At 68.1% G+C, this 24,593-nt stretch carries 18 protein-coding genes; 10 read left to right on the top strand and 8 right to left on the bottom strand.

The genetic code is table 11. The annotated features are described in order from the left end of the window. Window positions 1-118: 118 nt before the first annotated feature. The gene (locus BLR41_RS19735; protein ID WP_245694578.1) at window positions 119-1,108 is read right to left on the bottom strand and encodes a glycoside hydrolase family 183 protein; all 990 of its coding nucleotides are present in this window, start codon (window positions 1,106-1,108) and stop codon (window positions 119-121) included. Between the two features lie 100 nt (window positions 1,109-1,208). On the opposite strand from BLR41_RS19735, the gene BLR41_RS19730 reads away from it, so the two are divergent. Further along, window positions 1,209-2,213 (top strand): DUF2332 domain-containing protein, encoded by a 1,005-nt coding sequence (locus BLR41_RS19730; RefSeq protein WP_245694576.1) that lies wholly within the window; start codon window positions 1,209-1,211, stop codon window positions 2,211-2,213. A gap of 321 nt (window positions 2,214-2,534) precedes the next feature. Continuing rightward, window positions 2,535-3,167 carry a DUF4360 domain-containing protein gene (locus BLR41_RS19725; RefSeq protein ID WP_092631337.1) on the top strand — a complete coding sequence of 211 codons (633 nt, stop codon included), beginning with the start codon at window positions 2,535-2,537 and terminating at the stop codon, window positions 3,165-3,167. A 36-nt stretch (window positions 3,168-3,203) separates the two neighbouring features. Here the strand turns inward: BLR41_RS19725 and BLR41_RS19720 are convergent, their stop codons facing one another. Then, window positions 3,204-6,224 carry an alpha-mannosidase gene (locus tag BLR41_RS19720; RefSeq protein WP_092631334.1) on the bottom strand — a complete coding sequence of 1,007 codons (3,021 nt, stop codon included), beginning with the start codon at window positions 6,222-6,224 and terminating at the stop codon, window positions 3,204-3,206. An 84-nt stretch (window positions 6,225-6,308) separates the two neighbouring features. On the opposite strand from BLR41_RS19720, the gene BLR41_RS19715 reads away from it, so the two are divergent. After that, window positions 6,309-6,914, top strand: a complete 606-nt coding sequence (locus BLR41_RS19715) for a universal stress protein (RefSeq protein ID WP_218120271.1) — start codon at window positions 6,309-6,311, stop codon at window positions 6,912-6,914. Window positions 6,915-6,946: 32 nt separating this feature from the next. On the opposite strand, the gene BLR41_RS19710 is transcribed toward BLR41_RS19715, so the two are convergent. Together BLR41_RS19710 and BLR41_RS19705 are read right to left on the bottom strand one after the other, a co-directional pair. Beyond that, window positions 6,947-7,927 carry an Acg family FMN-binding oxidoreductase gene (locus BLR41_RS19710; RefSeq protein WP_092631331.1) on the bottom strand — a complete coding sequence of 327 codons (981 nt, stop codon included), beginning with the start codon at window positions 7,925-7,927 and terminating at the stop codon, window positions 6,947-6,949. Window positions 7,928-7,967: 40 nt separating this feature from the next. Continuing rightward, on the bottom strand, window positions 7,968-8,798 hold the full coding sequence (locus tag BLR41_RS19705) for a universal stress protein (RefSeq protein ID WP_092631328.1): 831 nt from the start codon (window positions 8,796-8,798) through the stop codon (window positions 7,968-7,970). A gap of 215 nt (window positions 8,799-9,013) precedes the next feature. Between BLR41_RS19705 and BLR41_RS19700 the strand changes: the two genes are divergently transcribed. Then, the gene (locus tag BLR41_RS19700) at window positions 9,014-10,000 is read left to right on the top strand and encodes an Acg family FMN-binding oxidoreductase (RefSeq protein ID WP_176798074.1); all 987 of its coding nucleotides are present in this window, start codon (window positions 9,014-9,016) and stop codon (window positions 9,998-10,000) included. 107 nt (window positions 10,001-10,107) lie between these two features. Here the strand turns inward: BLR41_RS19700 and BLR41_RS19695 are convergent, their stop codons facing one another. Then, on the bottom strand, window positions 10,108-12,528 hold the full coding sequence (locus BLR41_RS19695) for a glycoside hydrolase family 65 protein (protein WP_092631325.1): 2,421 nt from the start codon (window positions 12,526-12,528) through the stop codon (window positions 10,108-10,110). Window positions 12,529-12,802: 274 nt separating this feature from the next. On the opposite strand from BLR41_RS19695, the gene BLR41_RS19690 reads away from it, so the two are divergent. Further along, on the top strand, window positions 12,803-15,502 hold the full coding sequence (locus tag BLR41_RS19690) for a cation-translocating P-type ATPase (protein WP_092631322.1): 2,700 nt from the start codon (window positions 12,803-12,805) through the stop codon (window positions 15,500-15,502). 70 nt (window positions 15,503-15,572) lie between these two features. On the opposite strand, the gene otsB is transcribed toward BLR41_RS19690, so the two are convergent. After that, entirely contained in the window at window positions 15,573-17,141 is a 1,569-nt protein-coding gene (gene otsB / locus BLR41_RS19685; protein WP_092631319.1) for a trehalose-phosphatase, read from the bottom strand. Window positions 17,142-17,318: 177 nt separating this feature from the next. Between otsB and BLR41_RS19680 the strand changes: the two genes are divergently transcribed. Genes BLR41_RS19680 through BLR41_RS19665 form a run of 4 tightly spaced genes read left to right on the top strand, consistent with a single transcriptional unit; the run spans window position 17,319 to window position 19,613 of the window. Continuing rightward, window positions 17,319-17,636, top strand: coding sequence for an SAV_915 family protein (locus tag BLR41_RS19680; RefSeq protein WP_218120270.1), 318 nt, complete (start codon window positions 17,319-17,321; stop codon window positions 17,634-17,636). After that, window positions 17,633-17,920, top strand: a complete 288-nt coding sequence (locus tag BLR41_RS19675; protein WP_092631316.1) for a hypothetical protein — start codon at window positions 17,633-17,635, stop codon at window positions 17,918-17,920. The genes BLR41_RS19680 and BLR41_RS19675 overlap by 4 nt, the downstream gene beginning before the upstream one ends. Before the next feature lie 3 nt (window positions 17,921-17,923). After that, window positions 17,924-19,087 carry a hypothetical protein gene (locus BLR41_RS19670; protein ID WP_092631312.1) on the top strand — a complete coding sequence of 388 codons (1,164 nt, stop codon included), beginning with the start codon at window positions 17,924-17,926 and terminating at the stop codon, window positions 19,085-19,087. 52 nt (window positions 19,088-19,139) lie between these two features. Further along, complete coding sequence (locus BLR41_RS19665; RefSeq protein ID WP_176798073.1) at window positions 19,140-19,613, top strand: GNAT family N-acetyltransferase; 474 nt, start codon at window positions 19,140-19,142, stop codon at window positions 19,611-19,613. A gap of 243 nt (window positions 19,614-19,856) precedes the next feature. Here the strand turns inward: BLR41_RS19665 and BLR41_RS19660 are convergent, their stop codons facing one another. After that, the gene (locus BLR41_RS19660; RefSeq protein ID WP_218120269.1) at window positions 19,857-20,705 is read right to left on the bottom strand and encodes a M23 family metallopeptidase; all 849 of its coding nucleotides are present in this window, start codon (window positions 20,703-20,705) and stop codon (window positions 19,857-19,859) included. Between the two features lie 560 nt (window positions 20,706-21,265). Between BLR41_RS19660 and BLR41_RS19655 the strand changes: the two genes are divergently transcribed. Continuing rightward, window positions 21,266-23,575: an AfsR/SARP family transcriptional regulator gene (locus BLR41_RS19655; protein WP_176798072.1), complete on the top strand. Its 2,310-nt coding sequence runs from the start codon at window positions 21,266-21,268 to the stop codon at window positions 23,573-23,575. Between the two features lie 105 nt (window positions 23,576-23,680). On the opposite strand, the gene BLR41_RS19650 is transcribed toward BLR41_RS19655, so the two are convergent. Further along, window positions 23,681-24,520 (bottom strand): SDR family oxidoreductase, encoded by an 840-nt coding sequence (locus BLR41_RS19650; protein ID WP_092631303.1) that lies wholly within the window; start codon window positions 24,518-24,520, stop codon window positions 23,681-23,683. Window positions 24,521-24,593: the final 73 nt, after the last annotated feature.

The raw sequence follows: 24,593 nt of genomic DNA, 5'->3' as shown, positions 1-24,593 counted from the left end.
GCCGGCACAGGGCCGAGCCGGCAGCCGGTAGAGCGTCCGCAGCTGTGCCCGGGCGAGCCGCTCGTGTTCCGGTGGCGAGGACCGGCACGGAAGCCGAGTGATCGAAGTCCAGCGGGGCCTACCGAGGCCCGTGGGGCAGCGCTCCCGCGAACTGCATCGCCCGGTAGGGCCAGTTCCGTCCGGTGTTCCACTGGCTTATCACCAGATGAAGCTCGTCCAACGTGGATCCCGGGACGATGTAGCCGCCGTAGAGCTGGGCGACGTGTCCGCTCGCGTGGTTCTCCTCGGGCCAGGCGGTGCCACGCAGCACCGTGGTGCGCGGCACCTCGTAGAGATTCGAGGTGGGGTGGGCGAGTGACAGTACGTCGATGCGGTAGTTGCCCGCGTCGAACAGGCACAGCAACCACCGGTCCTCGATCCGGCGCAGGCACAGCTCACCGTAAGCCCCGGTCAACGCGACCGTGGGCGGATTGCCCCAGGCCCACGCGCCCCGCCGAAAACCCCACCCCTGCCACGCGCCGGGTTCGGTGATCCGTTCGGCGGGGACACGTTGCAGCACCAGCCCCTTGTCGCGCTGGAAACCGGTGGAGAAGCAGTAGACGTAGCCGTCGTCCCCCAGTTCCCAGGTCAGCATCTGGAACAAGCCGCCGTGGTGATCGCCCGGCCAGCTCGCCCCGGTGCGGGTCCAGCTCTCCCCGTTGTCGGTGGAACGGTGTATCTCGGTCCAGTGCACCCTGCCGATACCGGCGCAGACCATTACGTGCAGATACATCGTCCCGCCGATCGTGATGACGTCGGTGGGAATCACGGTGCCCACCCGCCTGCCGCTAAGGATCGAGTTGTGCCGGTAGGGCAACGCCTGCTCGGCGTAGCGACCCCTGCCCGTCGAACCGGTCCAGACGATTCCGGTGCGCACCGTGTTCGGGTCACCGAAGAGCACCACCGGTGAACGCCACCCCCTGCCACCCACCCCGGCCCGTTCGAAGGTGTCACCGAACACCGCCACCAACCGGCCGTCCGGCGCGGTGGCCATCACCCCAAGGTCGGTGCCACCGATCCCGAAATCGTCGGTCACGCCGGGACCGGTCAGGTTTCGTATCTTGCGCACCGTTGTTCCTCCGTTCGCCGCCCCTCCGATGCTGCTCCGGTGCCGCGGACGACGGAAATCGGTCCTCGTTGTTTCCACCGTTGTAGGGCATGCTTTCGGCATGATCGACGGAAGTAGGGGCAACGAAACGGGCGAGCGCGGCATGACCGGGCTCGAATCGGGAGTGAGCACCGCCGAGAACTACCGGAGGTTCGGCGTGGCGGTGGCCGAGAAATCCCCGCAGTACGGCGTACTCGCCGAGGCGGTCGCCTCCGACGCGGAGATCCTGGGCCTGCTGGAATCACTGCCGAGTGAGAAACGCCAACCGAACCTGCTGTTCGCCGCCGCCCGATACCTGCTCGGTCGCCCCGCCGATCCCGAAACGCTGCGTGACCTGGTACGGGAGCGTGCTGCGGAACTGGCCTCGGTACTGCTGGCCAGGCGCACCCAGACCAACGAGGCGGGGCGGTGCGCCACACTGCTTCCCGCGCTGGCTCGGCTCCCGGAACCGCTGGCGTTGCTGGAGGTCGGTGCTTCGGCCGGGCTGAACCTGCTTCCCGATCTCTACTCGTACGATTTCGCCGGGCACCACGTGACCGGTACCGAGCCCGAAGCGCCGACGTTGCGCTGTCGTCCCATCGGCCCGGTTCCGCTACCCGGCAGAGTCCCGAGCGTCGCGTGGCGCGCGGGACTCGACACCTCCCCGCTCGACGCGACGGAGGACGAGCACGCGAACTGGCTGGAATGCCTGCTGTGGCCGGGGGAGACCGAGCGGCGGGACCGGCTGCGCGCGGCGCTGCGCGTCGCGGCGCGGCATCGTCCGGTGGTCCACCGCGGTGACCTCCTCGACGATCTCGGGCGGATCGCCGCGAGCGCACCGAGCGAGGCCACCCTGGTGGTGTATCACTCGGCGGTGCTGGCCTACGTCCCCGAATCCGTTCGCCGCGAGTTCGCCACCGCCGTGCGGGAGCTCGGTGCGGTGTGGCTCTCCAACGAGGCCGCCGGGGTGATCGGCCCGGCGGAAGTATCCGCGGGGCCGGAGAACTCGTTCGTTCTGGCGCGGGACGGCCACGAGACGCTGGCCACGACCGACTCGCACGGTACCTGGATTCGGTGGCGTTCCTGACGCCCGGCAACAACCCGGGGCGGCGAAAATCCGCTGCGGCGTCGAGAAGCTCGAAATCGTTCTGGTGAACACGTTTCGGGAGGGAATATTCCGCACGAATCGGCTGCTGAAAGTGCGTCCGAAAATTCGGTTCATCCCATCATTGGCCCTGTCGCGCGGCGCTTTCACCGATTCGTCCGGAGATTGCTCCGAAAGTGTCTATAGTTTTTGGGAGCGCTCCCATAAACTCGTTGCCGGCCGTTTCCCGAAAATGATCGGCCAGTGGTCCGCGTGGCGGAAACGAACAGCAGTGTGGTTTTTCACCCGAACAGGAGAAACAGGATGCTCAACGGTTTGATCGCGTCCGGAATGGCGCTGTCCACTCTTCTCGTACCGACGTCTGGTCCGTTCGACTCCCCACCTTCGGACGAGATCGTGATCGACGTCGCCACCGTGAACGGTTCCGGATGTCCGGAAGGAACGGCGGACGTGGCCGTTTCGCCCGACAACAAGGCCTTCACCGTCACCTACAGCGACTATCTGGCAGAGGTGGGGCCCGACGCGGACCCCACGGCCTTCCGGAAGAACTGCCAGCTCAATCTGGTCGTGCACGTTCCCCAGGGGCTCACCTACGGCATAGCCCGGGCCGACTACCGCGGATTCGCCCACCTCGCGGAAGGAGCCACCGGTACCCAGCAGGCCAGCTACTACTTCCAGGGGGATTCCCGAACCACGCATTCCAGCAAGACGTTCGAGGGATCCTACAGCGACAACTGGCAGGTCACCGACGAGACCGAGATCGCCGACATCGTCTACAAGCCCTGCGGTGTACAGCGCAACTTCAACATCAACACCGAACTGCGGGTGGACGCGGGGGACTCGGACTCCGGCGAGACCAGCTTCATGACGATGGATTCGACCGACGGAAGTATCGAGACCACCTACCACTTCGCCTGGAAGGAGTGCGCTTCCTGATTCGAGGTCGCCGAGCGGCCGAGCTCTCCAATCCGGTCACGTCCGCTCCAGCCGCAGCGTGCGGATCTCGAACGGGCGCAGCGTCAGCCGGAACCCCGTAGTGTCGTGCTCGATCTCCCCGCCGGCCCACGGTCGTTCCAGCAGATCGGTCGCCCGCACGCTCACCGGGGCGAAACCGGTGGTGACCCGGCTCGTAGCGCGACCACCCGAGGATTCGTACAGTCGCACCACCACGTCTCCGGAACCGTCCTCGGCCGACTTCACCGCTTCCAGGACCACGGCGGAGTTGTCACTGGTGACCAGCGGTTCCACCGAGGAGGCACCTCGGACGGTTCGGGAGGGCAGATTGAGATGGTAGCCCTCCCGCACCGCGTCACCGATCTCGGCCCCCGGCACGAGGACGTGCCGGAAACGGTGTAGCCCCCGGTCGGTTTCCGGGTCGGGAAATCGCGGGGCGCGCAGCAGCGAGGCCCGCACGGTCGTCGCGGTACCGCCGCTGTGCTTGGCCCAGCGGGTCACGTCGTGGCCGTAGGTGGTGTCGTTAGCCAGGGCCACGCCGTACCCCGCCTCACCCACGTGAACCCAGCGGTGGGCACACGTCTCGAACTTGGCCGCGTCCCAGCTGGTGTTCTCGTGAATCGGCCGGTACAGGTGGCCGAACTGGGTCTCGGCAGCCATGCGGTCGGTGTGCACGTCCAGCGGGAAAGCCAGCTTGAGCAGCGTCTCGGACTCGTGCCAGTCCACCTCGGTGTCGATCTCCAGCCGTGCGGCGCCGCCTCGCAGCGTCAGTGTCTGGGTGATCCGCGAATGGGAGAAGGAACGCACCACGCGCACCACGACACGATCCGCAGCGTCCTCGCACACCGCCACTTCCTCGGCATCCAGCAGTTCGGTGACGTTGTTGCGATAGAAGGCGTCGATGTCCCACGCGTCCCACCGGTTCGGCAGATCCGGGTGAATCCGCGACACGTTGCCCGCCGAGCCCGCCGGGACGACCTCGCGCTCGGCTGCCAGGTCGCGCAGCGACGTGATGGTGCCCCGTCGGTCGATCACGACCCGCAGCGATTCGTTGCGCAGCACGAAGCCCTCGTCCGTTTCGGCCAGCTCCACGAACGCGTCCGGTTCGGTCGCCGGTGCCGCACCGCCCGCCGGAATCCCGTCCCGCTCGTGTGGAGCACCGTTGAACACCAGCGGTGTCGAGCCCGACCCGGCCAACTTTCGCTGTGCCCCGTCGATGATCTCCTGCAGTTCGCCCCGGACGAGTTCGTGCTCCCGCTCCGCCTCGTGGTGCACCCAGGCGATGGACGAGCCCGGCAGGACATCGTGGAACTGGTTGCGCAGCACCGCTTTCCAGAGCCGGTCCAGCCGCTCGTGCGGGTAGGGGAGACCGAGGTACACGTTCGCCGTCGCCGTCCACAGCTCGGCCTCCCGCAGCAGGTGCTCGTTGTGCCGGTTCCCCCGCTTGGTGCCCGCCTGACTGGTGTAGGTGCCGCGGTGGAACTCCAGATACAGCTCACCCACCCATACCGGGGGTGTCGCGTACTCCGCACGCGCCTCGCGGGCGAACTCGGCGGGGGACTCGACGGTGACTCGCGGTGATCCTTCCAGATCGGCCAGACGCTCGGCCCGCGCCAGCATCTCGCGGGTGGGGCCGCCGCCCCCGTCACCCCAGCCGAACGGAACCAGCGAACGACCGGCCTCGCCCTTCTCGGCGAAGTTGGCCGAGGCGTGTGCCAGTTCGGCCGCGGACAGCTCGGAGTCGTAGACATCCACCGGGGGCAGATGGGTGAGGATCCTGGTGCCGTCGATGCCCTCCCAGTGGAAGGTGTGATGCGGGAACGCGTTCGTCTGGTTCCAGACCACCTTCTGCCCCAGAAACCAGCTCGAACCGGACAGGGCGATCAGCTGCGGCAGCGCCGCGCTGTACCCGAACGAGTCGGGCAGCCACACCTCGTCGGTCTCCACACCGAACTCGTCCAGGAAGAACCGCTTGCCGTGCACCAGCTGCCGCGCCAGCGCCTCGCCGCCGGGCATGTTCGTGTCGGCCTCGACCCACATGCCGCCCACCGGCACGAACCTCCCCGAGGCCACCTCGGACCGAACCCGTCGGTGGAGCTGGGGATAATGCCGCTCGAGCCAGGCGAACTGCTGCGCCTGGGACATGGCGAAGACGAACTCCGGGTGCTCCTCCAACAGCCCGAGCACGTTCGAGACCGTCCTGGCCACCTTGCGCACGGTCTCGCGGAACGGCCACAGCCACGCCGAGTCGATGTGCGCGTGGCCGATCGCCGAGACTCGGTGCGCGCTGGCGTGTGCCGGTTTCCGCAGCACCGGGCTCAGTAGCTCGCGCGTGCGGCCCGCGCTGCCGCCCACGTCGCGCGGGTCCACCGCGTCCATGCCGCGGTCGAGGGCGCGCAGTATCTCCCAGCGCCGCGGCTCGTCCGTGCCGAGCTGCCGCATGAGCTGGTCGAGCACTTCGACGTCGTGGAGCAGCTGTTCGACCCGACTGTCGAACACGGTCAGCTCGGCACGCTCGACCCGGTACAGCGGTTCCGTGCCGCTCGTGTCCGGATCGCCCAGTTCGGTGGGGGTGAACGAATGGTCACCGAGGATCACAGGATTCGCCGCCGCTTCCACGTGGAACTCCACCGGTTCACCCCCAGCGACGGCCTCGCTCACGCGTACCCACTCGTTGCGCGGGTTCAGCCCCTTCACGATCGAACCGTCCGGTCGGTACACCAGCCCTTCGCACTGGAATCCCGGTCGTCGGTGGTCGAACCCCGGGTCGAACACGAGCTCCACGGCACGTCCGGCCCAGTCCGCGGGAACCTCGCCGCGCAGCCGGAACCAGGTGGTGTTCCACGGCAGCCCCCAGCGGACACCCACACCCGACCCGCGGTACTCCCCGGAACCCCTGTTCGCGACCGGTACCGGCGCGCTCGTGCCGTGCCAGGTGTCGAGGGCGAGCGGCGCGGACTCCGGTCGTAGAGCGGGCCGGATGCGGTCGCGCAGCATCCGGTGGATCCGTTCCTCGGTCAGTTTCCTGTCGTCGTGCACCAGCTGCTCCTCGTTCTCGGGGCGGTTGGTCCCGCGCTGCGCGTCCCGTCGGAAGGGCCGATCGTGTCCCTACGGAGCATCCTCGTGGATCAGCGGCCATCGGTTCCCACCTGGGTCGGTGCCCAGCCGTGTGCGAGGGGTGACCACCGGCCGGTGGCCGTGGTGGGAATCGTGCTCGGTTCCGGTGCCAGGCGTGTGCGGGCAGACGTGTTCGGGGAGGTAGTCGTGTCGGGGGATTACCGCGTCGTAGTGGGACTCGACGGCTCGTTCGGGTCCGAACAGGCACTGCGCTGGGCGTTGTGGCACGCGGAACTCGTCGGTGGCTCGGTTCTGGCGGTGCGTGGCTGGGACTACCCCGAGCTGTACGACCGGCCGGTGGCCGGCCCCGAGGCGGTGGCCCACCGTACGGCGGCGGCACTGGACGAAACGATCGCGCGGGTCGTGGCGGGAGACGAGACGGTGCCGCTGCGCCGGGAGGTCGGCTACGGACACCCGGCCAGGGTGCTGCTGGACGCGGCACGGCGGGTCGAGGCAGACCTGCTCGTGGTCGGCAGCAGGGGACTGGGCGGCTTCGCGGCCGCTTTGCTGGGATCGGTGGCCCAGTACTGCGTACGGCACGCGCACTGCCCCGTGCTCGTGGTCCGGGGGGAAAACGACGCGACCGCGGCTCCGGCGGGTGACGAGCCGTGAACCCTGCGGCTCCCCGTCGCGGTTCCCGTGGGCTACAGCAACAGCTCGCGTGGCTCGTGCCGCGGCGTCGGTGCCGTTCGCGAACCGTAGCCGACCCGGAGCAACACCTGGGGGCGCAGGCTGCCCCCGAGCATCCGCCGCAGTTCCTCCCTGGTCTCGTCGATCTCGATCACCTGCGACATCAGGGAGGCCACCAGGCCGTTGGCGGTGGCCGTCAGCAGCATTCGTTGCAGGGCCTGTCCCGCACGCAGGTCCGCGGCTCGGCCCTCGTAGTAGGAACAGACGACCAGCAGCAGTGGCTCGTACTCGAAGTCCTTGCCCGGCACGCGTGGTTTCGCCTTGCCCGCCGAGTAGTCCCGCAACACCCACTGGTCCTGTGGTTCGCGTTCGGGGCCCGCCGCCGAGGCGGGTATCCCCTCGCTGAGCTCGGCGTCGTGTCCGGTCCAACCGGCCAGCTCCTCCCGGAACCGCGGATCGGCCAGCTGTGCCCGGTGCGCGCGGTGAACCATGCCCTCCAGTCTTCCGAGCTCGTCCCGTTCCACGATGTGCAGCCAACACCCCTCCCGCTCCACCGAGTCGAGCAACGAGTGTCGCTGCCCCACGGGTATCGGGGTTTCTCGGAAGGGACGTCTGTTCGTGTGCCGATCAGTGATCGCCCGATACAGCACCCGCTGCCCCGGTGACATGTTCGAGGCTTCCGCGCCGCGTATCTCCGCCAGGGCAGCCTCCGCCCCGGTGTGCGGTAGCAGGGTTACGACCGGGCTGACCCCCTCGTGCTCCAGGGCGAGCCGCATGTTCAGCAACGCCGCGCCACAGCCGATCCGCAGTTCCCGCTCCTGCGGATCGGTGGCGGGCAGCCGCGCTCGCGGATCGTAGTGCAGTTCGATCGAATGGGGCAGCAGCCGGAAGCGCCACGGTTGCCGGTTGTGCAGCGAGGGCGCCTTGCCCGCGATCCGGACCACTCCCTCGGCCTGCTCGGCGGACAGTCCCAGCGTCGGTGCGAACTCCGCCATGCCCGTCACACCTCCCACCGGGCGGAGCGATCCCGCCGCATCACTCCTGATCACCCGACTCGGGAACCATCGCCACGGGACAGGAGGCCCGGTGCAGCACACCACGGGCCACCGATCCCAGCATGAGCCCGCCGAAACCACCGCCCCCGCGACGACCCACCACGACCAGGTCCGCACCTCGGGAGATCTCGAGCAGGGCGGTCACCGGATGCTTGTCCACGTCGATGCGGCGTGCCGTCACATTCGGAAACCACGCGCCCCAGCGTTCCAGTCGTTTCGCGAGGTCGTGTTCCACCCGTTCCGAAGGGGCCTCCCGCCCCGACCTCGCCTGCCGGGCCTGCGGGTGGCGGGCCATCGCTCGCAGCACCAGCAGCTCCGCGGCACGGTTCCGCGCGCAGGTGAAGCCGAACTCCAGCGCGGCCTCGCTCCGCACCGAGTCGTCGACACCCACCACGACCTCGCCGCGTTGTTCGGTCTCCTCACCCCGGATCACCACGAGCGGGCAGCTCGTTCGCCGCGCCACCCCGACGCTGACCGAGCCGAGCAGCGCGTCGGCCACCGGACCGTGCCCACGCGAACCGAGCACCAGGAGATCGGCCGTCGAGGAACGGCGCACCAGCTCCTCGATGGGGTGCCCCTCTGCGACCTCGTGGCCCACCTCCAAGGAGGGCTGCGCTTCGCCGCACCGCGCGGCGATCTCCGCGACGGCCTGCCGGGCGTAGCTCTCCCGTGCCGGATCGTCGTTGATCAGCACGAGAGTCAGGGAGGACCCGGTGTGTCGCCGAGCCTCCGCGATGGCCCAGTCGGCCGCTCGTCGTGCGGAAGCCGAGCCGTCCACCCCGACGAGGATGTCGTACCGCGAGGTGTCCATGGCAAGCACCTTGTCCGAGAATCAGGGTTGTCGACGCTCCATCCGCCCCAGGTTGCCCCGTGGGCGTTCAGATCGCAGCACCGAATGGGGGGGGATGTGCGAGCTCCCGAGTGAGCGGCAACCGGTTGTCAGGTGCCTTCAACTCTTTCGCGTCCGCTCGGCGGTTGAGTTATTCGCCGGGCCACAGGGGTCGTAGAATACGAGTAGGGGCCCGTATGACCGGTAAAAGTGAGCCCGCGGCAGCCACGATGCGTTCGGCGCTGGTCGTGGCCTGCCGAGCGCCCTCGCTGCACAACATCCAGCCCTGGCGCTGGGTGATCGGACCACGTTCGGTGCACCTGTTTCTGGACCGTTCCCGCGTCCCACCCGTGCTCGATCCCACGGGGGAGCAGTCGGTGATCGGCTGTGGTGCGGCGCTCCACCAGGCTCGTATCGGTTTCGCCGCGGAGGGGTGGCGGACCCTGGTGCATCGCCTGCCCAATCCGGACCAGCCGGATCATCTGGCTTCGATCGAGTTCAGCAGGCTCGCCGACATCGACGCCGAGGCCGTGGTGCTGGCCGGGTTGGCCGCGCGGCGGCGGACCGACCGCAGACCCTTCCTACCCGACCCTGTCCCCCCGGAGTTGATGAGCGAGCTGCGAGAAGCCGCGGCCACCAAGGGGTGCGTGCTCGATTTCGTGCTCTCGGAGCCGGCCAGGCAGCAGCTGTCCCACGCGCTCCGCCAGGCGGGCAGAGCACGCGAGGACGATCCGGAGTACCGCCACGAGCTCGCGAAGTGGTCGACGCGTCATGCGAGTTCGGAGGGAGTGCCCGCTCGCTCCATCCCGGAAGCTCATGCGCCGAGTGCCTTCGAACGGGATTTCGGGGCCGGGGAGTTGCCGATCCCGGTGCTCGACGACGGTGCGGAACTGGCGCTGCTGTACACCCTGGATGACACCCTCGAAAGCGAGTTGCTCTCGGGGGAGGTGTTGGGTGAAACAGCGCTGTACGTGGCCCGTGAGGGGTTGGCCGGGTGCGTGCTGAGTCAGTTCGCCGAGGTGTTCTCCGCTCGTGAGTTCGTGCGCGAACAGGTGCTCGGTGGCGCGGGAGTTCCCAGGTTCGCGTTGCGGCTGGGGTGGCCGGTCACCGAGCGGTTCCCCGCGCCGCCCACGCCGCGTCGACCGCTCGCGGAATGCGTGGAGAACCTGTTCCCGAACCACTGATCCGCTGCGGGTGGGCTGACCGGCTCGAGGTGTTCGCCGCCGGGAGGTTCCCGGAGGGGCCCCGTTTCCGGAACGGCTTCGCCGCGTGCACCACGGAAACCGAGAAATCATCTCTCGGCGTGCTCCAGCGAGAACACGGTCGTCTCACCCGGCCCCAGCGTCACCGCGCGGGAACCACAGGCGCATCGGATCGGCGACTTCCTGCTGCCCGGCGCGGTGCGTACCGTCGCGGTCCGTCCGGTGACGGTGATGTCGATCGGGTGGCCGCGGAAACGGATCGCCAGCTCCAGCGCCCCCAGTTCCGCGGGCCAGAGCGGATTCAGCACGAGAGTGTGATCCCTTATCTCGATGCCCGCGAAGCAGCGTTGCAACAGGTCGATACTGCCCGCCATGGCAGCGAGGTGAATTCCCTCGGCAGTGGTGCCTCGTTGCACGTCGTGCAGGTCACCGGCCAGTACGTTGTCGAAGAACTCCAGCGCCTTGGCTCGGTTGGCGCGGGCGAGTACCCAGGCGTGGACGACCGCGCTCAGCGTGGACCCGTGGCTGGTGCGTCGAAGGTAGTAGTCGATGTTTCGCGGGATGGTGTCCCGGGGCATCGTGTAGCCCAGCGTCGTGAGAAGTTGCTCGAGTTCCTCGGCCGAGAGCAGGTAGAACAGCATCAGCACGTCGGCCTGTTTCGACGCCCGGTAGCGGTTGGGGGAGTCGCCCTCGGCTTCCAGGATTCGGTCGAGTCGACTGATGTCGCCGTAGCGACCTCGGTAGTCGTCCCAGTCCAGTTCCGCCAATCGGTCGTAGCCCTCGAACTGGCTGATGATCCCGTCGTCGTGGAAGGGCACGTACATCCGCCGCGAGATGTGCCGCCACCGGTCGGTCTCGCTGTGGTCGAGATCGAGTTGGTCGGTCAGTTCGGCGCGGCGTGCGTTGTCGAGCTCGCCCAGGGTTCGCAGCGCCGTGCGGCACAGCCACGCCGTCATGATGTTGGTGTAGGCGTTGTTGTCGATCCCCGGAGAATCCCGGTCCGGGTAGCCGGTGTGGTACTCGTCCGGCCCCACGATCCCGCTGATGGTGTAGCGGTCGCTTCCGCGTTCGTAGTTGGCCAGTGACGCGAGGAACCGGGTCGTCTCCAGTATCGTTTCCGCGCCCTGTTCGGCGAGGAACTCCTCGTCATCGGTGGCCTGGTAGTAGTGCCACACGTTGTGGGCGATCGCGATGCCGATGTGTCGCTGCAGGTGCGTGTGGTCGGCCGGCCATCTTCCCGAGCGCGGGTTCAGGTGCCACGACTGACTCTCCTCCCGTCCGTTGCTGCCGCTCTGCCAGGGAAACATGGCGCCGGACAGTCCCGCTCGCCTCGCCGCGAGTCGTGCCTGGGGCAGCCTGCGAGAGCGATAGCGCAGCAGTGCCCGGGCCACCCACGGCATGCGCAGCGTCAGGGTCGGAAGTACGAACAACTCGTCCCAGAAGACGTGTCCCCGGTACGCCTCGCCGTGCAGCCCACGGGCCGGGACACCCACGTCCAGATCAGCCGTGTTCGGCGAGACGGTCTGCAACAGATGGAACACGTGCAGCCGCACCGCCTGGCGGGTGGCCGCGCTCGTCGACAGCCCGCAGCGGAAGGCGTGGCCCAGCCGGGCCCAGGCCGCGACGTGGGAGCTCAGCAGTTCGTCGAAGCCCTCTGCCTCGCGAGCGGCCTCCACCGCCTCCGAGACCGGCTCCACGATCGCCGAGTCCCGCGAGGTGAAAAGCGCCACGAGCTTCTCGATCCGTATCTCGTCGAGCCGGTTCGAATCGACAGTGAACTCCTGGAAGACCGCTTGTTCGTCGTGAACGGTTCGACCTCCGCCCGCCAGCGGTACCTCATTGCGGAACGTGCGGCAGCTGGCTGCCTCGGCCACCCGGATGTCGGACCCCGAGGTGCGGGTGTGCAGCACTACGAGGTTCTCCCCGGCCTCGTCGCCGCGGATGTCGACCAGATGCCGCCCGTTCAGCCCCTCGTAGCGTGCTACGCCGTGGTTGCCGACCCGCCCGTCCAGGCCGCAGCGGAACGTGATGGTCCCCGACCAGCTCTCCGGCACGAGTGTGGTCTCCAGCCCCGCAAGATGAGGCCGACTCATGTGCACGAAGCGGCGCTGCACCATCCTGGTGATTCTTCCCGCACTGTCCCGCAGCCGCGCCCTGCGTACCAGGACCCCTCGTTCCAGATCGAGTTCCTGTTCGTGCGCCAGCAGCTCCACCCCCGCCAACTCGAACCAGGGGCCGTCGTCGACGCGGAAGGTGACGGGCAGCCAGTTCGGCAGGTTGACCAGCGACTCGTGCTCCAGCTCCCGCCCGGAAACCACCGAGGTCAGGCGGTTGTAGCAGCCCGCGACGTATGTTCCCGGACAGTGCACGCCGTCAGCGCGTGCCTCCGGCACGCTCCCCCGAGTGGCGAAGTAGCCGTTCCCCAGCGTGCACAACGCCTCCCGCCGCTTCTCGTCGGCCGGATCGAAGTCGGTGAAGACGAGGCGGTGTGGACTCGGTGAATCATTCATGACCGGTGTTCCTCGCACGAGCACAACGGCTGGGCGGTAGGTCGGTTTCTGTTGGTGGGCCCCTGCCCCGCGTTCGTCGCCCGGTGCTCGAGGGTACGTTTCCACCGGTTCGGATGCCGGAGCGAGGCCACGCGGCACGGCTGCTCCCGCGCCCCGAAGAGCACTCCTCCAAACCGGAACTCCCACGAGGTGTCGTCTCCCCCGCCTCGGATGCCGCGAGTCACCGGATCGCTGACAATGCGGATTCGGCCGGAGTCGTGCAGGGAGGGCAGCCGTGTCGCAACCTCGTCACGGACGTGGCACGGACTCGACCCGCGGATCCCGGGTCGATCCGCGAGAGCCCGTCAACCGCTTGGTGCTGGACCTGAGATCCGATGTTCGTGGACTCGGCTCCAGGGAGGCCGCGCGCAGGCTGGAGGTCTACGGCAACAACGAGCTCCCCACGAGTGGTAAGCGGAACTGGCCCCGCGCGTTGTCGCGCCAGTTCACCCATCCGTTGGCGGTGCTGTTGTGGATCGCCGCGGCGTTGGCATGGTTCTCGGGGACCGGGGAGCTGGCCACGGCCATCATCCTGGTGATAGTGCTCAACGCCGCGTTGGCGTTCTGGCAGGAGGAACAAGCCGAACACGCCGTGCAGACCCTCGGTCGTTATCTGCCGCAGCACAGCCACGTCCGTCGTGGCGGGGAACACATGAGCGTGCCGGTCGGTGAACTGGTGCCTGGCGACGTGCTGCTGATCGGGGAGGGAGAACGCGTCCCGGCCGATGCCCGACTGCTCAGCGGGACGTTGGAGGTGGACGCCTCCGCGTTGACGGGTGAGTCGAACCCGGTCGAGCGGGCAGCGGATCTCACCGACACCGCCGAGCGGGTGTTGGACTCGCCGGTACTCGTATTCAGCGGAACCGTGTGCACCCGTGGGCACGGTGAGGCGATCGTTCATGCCACGGGGGCCCGCACCGAACTCGGGCGTATCGCCACGTTGTCGGCTCGTGTCCGATTGGCGGAGAGCCCACTGGAACGACAGGTCCGCAGGGTGGCCTGGCTGATCGCCGCGGTGGCAGGTGGGGTGGCGGCCGCGTTCCTGCCCTTGGGGGTGCTGGCCGGTCTCAGCTGGGCCCAGTCCTTCCTGTTCGCGATCGGACTCCTCGTCGCCAACGTTCCGGAAGGACTGTTGCCCACGATCACTCTCGCGCTGGCAGCGGGTGTACGCGGCATGGCGAGGAAAGGAGCCCTGGTCAAACGGCTGTCAGCCGTTGAGACATTGGGCTCCACCACGGTGATATGCACCGACAAGACTGGTACGCTCACCCGCAACGCCATGCGGGTCGTCGAGTCCCGGGACGGCTCGGGAGAGCGGGCTCCGCCCGGTACGGAACTGTTGCGGGCCCTCGCGCGGTGTGAAACGGCGGATGACGCGACCGCCAGCGGTGATCCGATGGAGCTCGCACTGCTGGAGTTCGCCCGCGCCCACGACGTCCGGCTCACCGCTGACACCAGGAACGAGCAGCGTGAAAAGCTGTACCCGTTCGATCCGCGCCTACGAAGAATGGCCAGCGTGGAACCTCGCGGAGAGGGATTCGTCGTTCACGTCAAGGGAGCTCCCGAAGAGATCATCGCCCGTTGCGTCACCTTGTTCTCCGGCGAGGGAAGCGTGGAACTGACCGACACGCGGCGAACTGAGCTGACCGGTGTGGTTTCGGACATGGCGGATCGGGGACTGCGTGTCATCGCTTTCGCCGTCCGTGGGGCCCGAACCGTGCCGGAGCAGCGTGACTCGGCCGAAACGGGATTGTGCCTGCTAGGACTGGTCGGACTGATCGACCCACCACGCCCGGAGGTGACCGAAGCCGTTCACGCTTGTCACTCCGCGGGAATCCGGGTGCACATCGTCACCGGTGACTACGGGCGAACGGCCGCCGCCGTGGCACGAGAGGTCGGGATTCGCGCGGAACGCGTCCTGGACGGTCCGGAACTCGACGAGCTGCCCGAAGCGGATCTCGACCGGATGCTCCTTTCCGGTGAGGAAATCGTCTTCGCCCGCGCCTCGCCGGAGAGCAAGCTGCGCATCGCCGATGCTCTGAACCAGTGCGGTCACGTGGTCGCCATGACCGGTGACGGTATCAACGACGCGCCCGCTCTCCGGCGGGCCGACCTCGGCGTGGCGATGGGGGTCGGTGGTACGGATGTCGCCAGGGAGGCGGCCTCGGTCGTGCTAACCGACGACAATTTCGCCACGATCGTGGACGGAATCGAGGAGGGCCGACGTGTCTACGACAACGTCGGCAAGTTCGTCCTCTACATCTTCGCCCATCTCGTTCCCGAGGTGCTGCCGTTCCTGCTGTTCGCGCTTTCCGGTGGGATGGTTCCGCTGCCGCTGACCGTGCTGCAGATACTGGCGATAGATCTCGGTACCGAGACGCTGCCCGCGCTGGCGCTGGGACGTGAACGCGCCGAACCGGGACTGATGCGTGAGCCTCCTCGAGAGCGCTCGCGAAACGTGATCAGCGGTGAACTGCTGCTGCGCGCCTGGGCGATCATGGGGATCACATCAGCCGTGCTGGTGCTGCTCGGCTATTTCCTCGTCCTGTTCGACGCGGGCTGGAGTCCGGGGATCGACCTCACCGAGGCCCCCGGGCTGCGGCACGCCTACGCGCAGGCCACCACGACCACGTTCCTCGGCATAGTCTTCTGCCAGCTCGGCACCGCGTTCGCCTCGCGTACCCGCCGTGCCGCGCTGCGCGACATCGGTTCCCTCACGAATCGGCTGCTGTTGGCCGGATTCGGGTTCGAGCTGCTGTTCGCCGCCGCGATCGTGTACGTACCCCCGCTGCAGAGAGTGTTCGACACGGCAGCGCCCCCCGCGTGGGTCTACGTGCTGCTGCTGCCGTTCCCGCTGATCGTCTGGGCGGCCGACGAGACGTATCGGGGGTTTCTCCGGCGGGGGCACCGGAGCAGAGTACCCATCGCTACCTGAACACCGCTGTGTTCGTCCCGGCTCGCCCGGGCACGCTTCTACGTGGCTCCGACCTTCCGGGAAGCTGCGCTCACACGTTCTCGGCGTCCCGAGATCGGGCGAGGTGCTCGAGCACATCCACGAGTTCGTCCGGTCCGCTGACCACGTAGTGCGCCCAGCTGAGGTGTTCGCGGTGCTCTTCGCTGAGCACGAAGATCCCGGTATTCTCGGCATGGACCGTCCGCAACGCGTCCTCGTCCGTCCGGTCGTCACCGGCGTACAGCACGGTGAAGCCTGTTTCGCCCGTCCCGACCCCCACCCGCTCCAGCAGCCAGTTCAGCGCGGTCCCCTTGTCCCACGCCACGTTCGGCACGATCTCGGTCACCCGGCGCCCGCCGGTCGTTCTCACTGTCTCCCGCCCCGCGACCGCAGCGCGAACCAGTGTCGTCAGGTGGGCCACGTCCTCGTCCGCGACATCCCGGTAGTGCACCGCCAGCGCGAACCGCTTTCGTTCCAGGACCGCTCCCGGAGTGGTGAGTTCGGAGCGCAGCCAGGTTTCGATCGCGTCGAGATCGCCGATGCTCGCCTTACCCGCACTGCGATCGGTCACGTCTCCGAACGGGGCGGAAAGCTCGAATCCGTGGTTCCCGCCGTACCAGAGCTCGGGAAGTCCCACCCTCGCCCGGAGATCGGACAGGTCGCGCCCGCTGATCACGGCCACCTGTGAGCTCCGGGCCAGCTTTCGCAGCACCTCACGGCTCCGTCGCGGCAACCTCACCTCCTCCGGGGTGTCGGCGATCGGGGCCAGCGTGCCGTCGAAGTCCAGTGCCACGAGCAGCGGTCCGCCACCGATCTCCTCGACGATCCGAGCCGAGTTCGACGCGGCCTTTGGAAGTGTCCGCACATCCCGCCTGCCCCCGAGTGCTCCGAGCGACACCTCGCTCAAGTCAGAGACCACCTCGTCCGCCCCGGCGGACAGCAGCGCCTCGGCGTGCCCGGTGCGGTCCACCCCGATCACCCGCCCGAAACCTCCGGTGCTGCCCGCCCGCGCGCCGACCTCCGCGTCCTCCAGCAGCACGCACCGCGACGGGGCGACCTCCAGCAGGCGGGCGGCTTCCAGGAAGATCGCCGGATCGGGTTTGCCCGGCAGCCCCAACTCGTCGGCCCGAACCCCCTCGACCACGACGTCGAACGCCTCGTACAGCCCAGCCCGCCGCAGCACCCACTCACAGTTGCGGCTGGCCGAGACGAGAGCCGTGCGCATTCCGCACGCGCGCAGGGATTCGAGCAGGCGACTAGCGTCCGCATGGACCCGAACACCGTTCGCTTCGACGAGTTCGCGGAAATAGGCGTCCTTGCGGTTACCCAGGCCATGGGCAGTGTTCCGTTCGGGCCCGTCCTCGGCGTGGCCCAGTGGTATCTCGATCCCGCGCGAGCGCAGCAGTGCCAGCACGCCGTCCGTCCGGCGTTTCCCGTCGACGTGACGTCGGTAGTCCTGCTCGGTGAAGCTGCCGCGATCTTCCTCCGGGAGTGCCGTGCGGGCCGCCAGGTACTCGTCGAAAACCCGTCGCCACGCCGCGAGGTGCAGAGGGGCGGTATCGGTGAGTACGCCGTCCATGTCCAGCAGAACCGCTGCGTAACGTCCTGGATCGCTGTTCACCCCGCCATGATGACCTCCGAGCGGAAGCCGTGCAGACGATGCGGATCGGGCAGCCCGGCCACACAACCCGGAGGTGGGGGAGCGCGTCCCACGGTCGCGGGAGGAGCCGATTCGTTGTGTACGGCGACCAGTTGCGGCAACCTTTGTCGGTGCGTGCCGGCACGAGGAGTGAGTGGTGTGTCCGAGACGACCGATGAAGCGCGACAGTCGCGGCTACCCGAGGACTTCCCGCCCATGGTGTATCTGCCCTGTGAGGCGCACGTGACTCGGGCGGAGGACGCGGTTGTGCAACTGCGCGAACTCGACGACGGCAGGCTGGTGCTGCCGGTCTACTCGGCCCTCGACCGGTTGCGTTCCTGCTGCGGACGGCGACAGCCCTGGTTGGTCATGCCTGCCACCCAATTGGGGAAACTCCGGCAGGTCGCCCACTTCGATCTCGTGGTGCTCGACATGGACATTCCCGAGGAACAACGGCTCCAGGAGGTGGACCGATGAACGCCGGTTTTCGAGCCGACCCGGTGATTCTGGACGAGATCATCGGCACCCTGCGGCAGGCGGGCGACGAGTTGCACCGCACACGCGCCGCCGCTCCCGCGGAGCCGGACGCCGGTGATGCGAGTGCCGCCGTGGCCACGCTGCTCAACCAGCTCGTCGAGGAAGCGGATCGGCTCTCGGCCACCGCTTCGGCCACCGGCGACGCGGTGGCCGACAGCGCGGCCGCCTATATCGAGTCCGATCGTCGGGCTCGCGAGGGACTCCCCGCCTTACGAGGACAGTAGGACATGCCGATCCAGACCACAGTGACCGGTGACCCCTCCGCAGTGTTCGCCACGGCCGATTGGGTACGAGGCACGCTGGCGGGGGCCGTTACCGAGACCGCCGACCGAGTCTTCACCGCCCGCAACCGGGCGGACTCCGATTGGCAGGGCACGGCGGGGGAGGCGTTCCGTGACACGCTGACCCGAGGGGGGCACCTCGCGGACGAACTCGCCGGTGATGCCGACAAGATAGCCGCCAGGTTCGAGGAGGTCGCCGCCAGTCTGCGGTGGACCCAGCGGGAGATGCGCCGCATCCGCACCGAAGCCGTGGCGGCGGGACTTCCGGTCACCGAGCACACGGTGGAGGAACCGGGACCCGTGCCTCCCGATCCCGGGCCGGCACCGACGGGGAGCGCTGCCACGTCGGACGCGCTGCGGGCACACGCCGAGGCCGTGACCGCGAGGCAGGATCACGCGGCACGGCAACGAGTTTACGAGAGACTTCGTGTCGAGGCCGAGGTCGCGCACGCGGAGTGGAGTGCCACCGGCGCCGACATCAAAAACACGGCAGGGCGATTTCTGCGGAAGAACTGGCCCGTCATCGGCAGCTCCGTGGTCGCGGCAGGGGAGAGCGTCGCGAACTACGACCGGTCCATCAAGTCCGCCCAGGCCGGGATGCTCGCTGACGAGGCGGCGCTGCGCGCCGGCTGGGCCGAACGTGCCTGGCGTGCCGGTAACCGGGGAGAGCTCGAACGCCTGCTCGGACTGTCCGACGAGTACGCCACCCGGGCGAGCACCGTCTCGGACGACGTGGCCGCCTACGGCAGAACGATCGGCAGAGCTGGGCTGGCATTCAGCGGTGCGCTGACCGTCGGAGCGGTTGCCTACGACATGTCCAACGGCGAATCGGCCGCCCAGGCGGTTTCCTCCAACGGGCTCGGGCTGGCTTCCTCGGTGGTCGTCAGCTCGGCCGTCTCGGGAGCGTTGGCGGGCACAGCGGTGGGCGGGCCGGTCGGGTTCACGGTCGGTGCTCTCGCCGGTGTAGCCGCCGGTGCGATCACCTCGGGAGCGGTGGACCACGCCTTCGAGGACGGCAGTGACGATGTCGGGCGGTTGGCGGATGACGCGGGCGAGGCACTCGACTCGGGGACCGACGCCGCGCGTGGCTTCGTCAGTGGCTTGGTCTGAATCGTCCGTTTCGCGTGTCCCGAATCGGTTCGTCGGCGCGTATCCTGACCGAATGATCCCCTCGGAGACGGGTTGCCGACCAGGTGGTGAGGCCGAGGCCGACGAGATAGCCGGACTGCTCGATCGTTTCCAGCGCGAGTTCGACGAGTACACGCCGGGCGCGGGACCACTGGCCGAGCGGGTGCGCGCCCATGTTGCGTCGGAGGCCAGCGTTTTCGTGCTCGCCGGTCCACGTCATGTGGGAGTGGCTCAACTCCGTTTCCGCGATCACCTGTTCACCGCGGATCCGGTGTGCCTGCTCGAGGAGTTCTACGTGGTGCCCGAGTACCGTGGGCGGGGTTACGGAACCGCGGTCCTCAGCGGTGCGATCCATCTCGCCCGCCGGCGTGGCGCGGCCACGATGGAGCTGGGCACGGCCCAGAACGACACGGCGGCACGAAACCTGTACGAGAAGTACGGTTTCACCAACCTCGAACGCGCTGGGCATCCTGAGACGCGGATGCTGTACTACGAACGTGAAATATGAGCGGCTCAGCGGTGGTGGAGGTTCGGCCGCCCCGCTCCCGAGCGGTTCGTCCGCCCCGCTCCCGAGCGGTTCGTCCGCTGGAACATCCCGCCTGCGCGCGCCGCGGACGGTACGACCTCGAGTAGCCATTCCGCGACATCGGTGGTTCGCTGACTTCGATCCGGGCCGGAGACGTGCTTCCCCGGACAACGGCACCGGACCACGAAGTCCGGTGCCGTTCTCGAGCAGGCGCCGCCCGTTCCGTCAGCCGCAGTGCTCGAACGGACTCGTGTACGACTCGGATCCGGCGGAGCCGCCCCACTGCACGCAGGTGCCCGGAGCGTACTCGCGCACCGGCCCGGCGTAGTAGCCGTAGTTACCCGAGTCGGTGGATCTGCTGCCGCCCGCCACCTCGAGGAAGGCCGAGGTGGACGTGGCTGTACCGATGTCGCTGGTCTTGAGCGTGACCACGCAGTTCTTCCCGTTGGAGCTGTTGTACATCAGGTGTATCCGCGCGGCGCTGCCGAGTGCGTGCGAGTCGATCTGTTCGTAACCGTCGCCGCAGACTTCCCCGGCGGTGTAGGGGTTGCCGCCGCCTCCGCAGTTGCGGCTCGTGTAGTCGCGGCTGCCGAAGTAGTGGATTCGGCTGCCGTTCCAGTCGATGCGCTGGGCAGAACCGTTGTAACGCTCCTCGAAGTGCAGGTGCGAGCCGGTTGAGCCACCGGAGTTGCCGACGTCACCGATCGTCTCGCCCTGCGCCACGTTCTCCCCGACGGGCACGCGTTGCACCGACAGGTGCGCGTAGCGGGTGGTCCATCCGCCGCCGTGGTCGATCTCGATCCATCTGCCGTAACTGGTGTTGCCCTCGTTCGCCACCCGGCTGACCGTGCCGGAAGCCGAAGCCACCACGGTGTCGCCGTAGTCGTTGGCCCGGTTGAGGTCGACCGCGTTCTGCGGACTGTGTCCGCTGCGGGTCTGTCCCTGCCAGGTCTGACCACACGGGAACGGCATCTGGAAGTTCGTCGCGGCCTCGGCCTCCTCCGTTCCCACCGTGAGGACACCGAGCCCGAGCAGTAGGCCGAAGCCTGCCGAGGCGAGTTTGCTGAGTTTCACTGTGCTCTTCCTCCGCGTTCGTTCAACCGATCGGTCGGCGACGCCTTGCCTGCTGGTCGCCGCGGCCGTACCGCACGGCGACGTGGACCGTCGCGGTGCGAAGATGGTGCTGCCTCGAGAGTCCTGGTCCGCCTCAGCACCGCAGGCTCGTGCGGGCATCAGCCGATTCGGAGCCCAGCGTCGCGCTCCCCCGACCGCTCCGGTGATGCGGCCCAGGGTCGTACTGCCGGACACCAGCTGTCTCCTTCGGCTCGATCCTGTCGGTACCCCTGCCGACCGACTGGCGGAAGCATGTCGTGATGCACTGGCGAATTCCTGACACCGCGCGTTCGACCGCCGCGCCGCGGAATCGGTGCCGCCGGTGACGTTCAAAGGTTTTTAGCGGAAAAGACCAGGTAGAAGCGTTGCTTACCACGATTCGCTGACAGTCCGGTGTCACCTCCCGGGTGGCTAGACTGACCGAGCTCGCACGGTTCGCTCCTGAAAGGACAGTCGTGATGTCTCCCTCATGGGACTTTTCCGTTCTCGGTCCCCTTCGGATACGTCGCGACGGGGAAGTCGTGCCCCTGCGGTCCGCAGCGCAGCGAGTCCTGCTCGCCGTGCTGCTGCTGCGTGCCGACCGGAGCGTCCCGGCGGAGGAACTGATCGAACACCTCTGGGGCGAGCACGTCACCGACAATGCCAGGGCCAGGCTGCAGACCCATGTGATGCGCCTCAGACGCCGGCTCGATGATCGGCGACTCATCCGCACCGTTCCCGGTGGTTACTCGATCACCCCCTCGGTCGAGCGGTTCGATCTCGGCCGGTTCCACGCGCTGCGTGCTGCGGCCGCTCGTTCCGAGCAGCACGGCGATACCGCCGAAGAACTCCGACTGCTCGGAGAGGCACTCGCACTCTGGCGGGGCCGTCCACTCGCCGACGTGTCCTCGCGGCGGCCGGACTGGATCGAAACGGAGTCGCTCGACGAACTCCGCCTCGAGACCGTCGAGCGACGAAACGAACTCGAGCTGGCCCGCGGCAACCACCACCGCGTCATCGACCAGCTGCGAACACTGGTGATCGAACATCCGCTGCGGGAACGTTTCTGGGCACAACTGATGCTCGCGTTGCACCGTTCCGGACAGCCGGCGCAGGCATTGGACACCTACCAGCGAGCCAGCACGGTTCTCGAGACCCAGCTGGGAGTGGATCCCAACACCGAACTGCGCGAACTGCACCTGAAGATCCTGACCGATTCCGGTGAGCGGCACGCGCCGCGGTCGGTCCCGGCACGACTTCCACCCGCTATCGCGGACTTCACCGGCAGAACCCGCGAGGTCGCGAGACTGGGCCCCCTCCTGGAATCGAGCGGCCGGACGTGCACGATCACCGGCACCGCCGGCGTGGGCAAGACCACCTTGGCCATCCACACCGCGCATCTCGTACGTCGGAGTTATCCGGACGGTCAGCTGTACCTGAACCTGCGTGGGGCCGAACGTGTCCCGATGAGCACTGCCGAGGCTCTCGGAAGGCTGCTGCGAGGCCTCGGCGTCGTGCCGGAATCCTCCGGGGAGGTGGAGGAACTCGTCGAACTCTACCGCGACAGGGTGGCGAACCTGCGTGTCCTGCTCGTCTTGGACGAGGTGAGTGACGAGGAGCAGGTACGTCCGTTGCTTCCCAACACCACCGACTCGGTCGCCCTGCTCACCGGTCGCACCCCGTTGGCAGGACTGGAAGCGGCGCATCGGGTATCGCTCGAAGTGTTTCCGGAGCGGGAAGCCCTGAGTCTGCTGGAAGGGGCCGTCGGCGAGGCGCGCGTGCGTGCGGAGGCCGCAGCGGCCTCCGAGATCGTGCGGCTTTGCGGCTACCTCCCGTTGGCGTTACGCGCTGCCACGGCGCGGCTGCTCGCACGCCCACACTGGAGGTTGAGGAAGCTCGCGAGCAGGCTTTCCGAGGAATCACGCAGACTCGACGAACTGAACGTGAGCGACCTGGACGTGCGGGCCAGGCTGGCGTCCTGCTACGAGAGGCTGGACGAACCCCGTCGCCGTGCGTTTCGGCTGTTCGCTCTGTTAAGGATTCCCGATTTCCCCCGGTGGGTGGCTGCTCCGTTGCTCGCCCGTGATCGCGACACCGCCGAGGACGTGTTGGAGACACTGGTCGACGAACGGCTCGTCGACTGCGTCGGGCGGGACCGGCTCGGTCAGGCACGCTACCGCGTGCCCGAGCTGTTCGGTGTTCTCGCTCGTGAACTCGTCGCGGAAGCGGACGTTCGAGAACCGTTCCTGCGGATGTTCGATCTCTGGTGGGATCTCGCCGCCCGGGCAGCCCGTTCGCTGCCGCGTCGGGTTCCGCTCTTCGAACCCCTCCCTCGTCGCCACGAGCCGTGCAACGCGACTCTGTCGGGCCGGTTGTTACGCGATCCGGAACTGTGGTTCGAGGTCGAGTGGCCCGTCCTGCGAGCGGGAGTGTTGCAGAGCGCGGAGCTCGGACTGCACGAGCAGGCGCACGGTCTGGTTATCGCCTCGGCTGCCTACTGTGACCTCCGAGCTCGCTTCGGGGACTGGGAACGGCTGAACCGCGTCGCCCTGGGACGCGTCGACGCGCGCACCGAGGCGATCCTGCTCCAACAGCGTGGCGTGCTCCACGTCAGGACACATCGGTACTCGGAGGCCGAGAGCCTCCTCGAACTCTCCAGGAACCGTTTCGACGCGCTCGACGACGCCGAGGGTGCGGGCCACGCGTGTCGCGCCTCGGGGTGGTCGCAGCAGCAACAGGGCAGGATTGCTTCCGCTCGGGAGTACTACTCCCTGGCCGCTGGTTACTTCGAGGGTGCGGGACAAGCGGGCATGTGTGCCGAGACGCGCCGTGCCCTGCTCGCCCTGGAGTGAGCCCGAGACCAGCCGAAACACCGTTCGGTCGGGTCCGCACGGCGCCACGTGAGGCGGCCGGGGCCGGACGACCCGCCACGAGGCCCGTAACGCGTCGCCCCCGAGTCAACGATGCCGTGTGCCCTGCCCGGCCAGCACGGCCCGGTAACCCGCGCGGTAGTCGGGGTAGGCGAACCGGAATCCCGATTCGAGGAGTCGATCGTTGCGGCACCGCTTGCCCGAGCCGCCCGGTGCCGCCGAGTCACGTACGGCGGGCGGAGCCGTGCCGAGCTCCTCGGCGAGGAAACGCAGTATTCGGGCGCGGTCGACCGGTTCGTGGTCCACGCCCGTGTAGACCGGTTCCGGGTTCTCCACCGCTGTCGTGAGATGCACGATGGCCGAGGCAGCGTCGTCGCGGTGGATGCGATTGGTGTAGCGCGGAGTGGGATCCACAGTGGCGGTGCCGTCCCGAACCCGGTCGAGCAGCGAGGTACGGCCGGGACCGTAGATCCCCGCCAGCCGTAGGGCGATCGCCTCGGGAAACCTGCTGTGCAGCCGCTCCTCGGCAGCCACGAGCATCTCGGCCGTCGCCGAGGCGGGCGCGGTCGGAGTGGTCTCGTCGACCGGGCCGTCGATGTCGCCGTAGACCGCCGTGGAGGACACGAACAGGATCCGTGGTCGGACTCCCGCCTCGTCGATCGCGTCGAGCACGTTGTTCAGCCCGTCGAGATACGTCGAGCGATACCCTGCGGCCGTTCGCTGATCGGCGGTGAGCACGATGACGACGATGTCGGTGTCGCCGGGCACCGCGGGACGCTCCCGGGTGAGGTCCACGGCCTGCCCCTCGATACCCTCGGGAAGCAGCTCCGGAGTACGTCGTAGACCGAGCACCTGGTGCCCGGCTGCCGCGAACCGCAGACCGGCTTCCGTACCCAGATCACCGCATCCGGCGAGCAGCACCCTCATCGTCGTCGCTTTCGATCGTCGTCAACCGTTCCACGTGGCCTGTCGGTACCCTTCGCCACCTAGTGGCCGAGCG

It is taken from the genome of Actinopolyspora mzabensis (assembly GCF_900101095.1).
Classification (GTDB): domain Bacteria; phylum Actinomycetota; class Actinomycetes; order Mycobacteriales; family Pseudonocardiaceae; genus Actinopolyspora; species Actinopolyspora mzabensis.
This window is presented reverse-complemented; position numbering and strand designations above follow the sequence as displayed.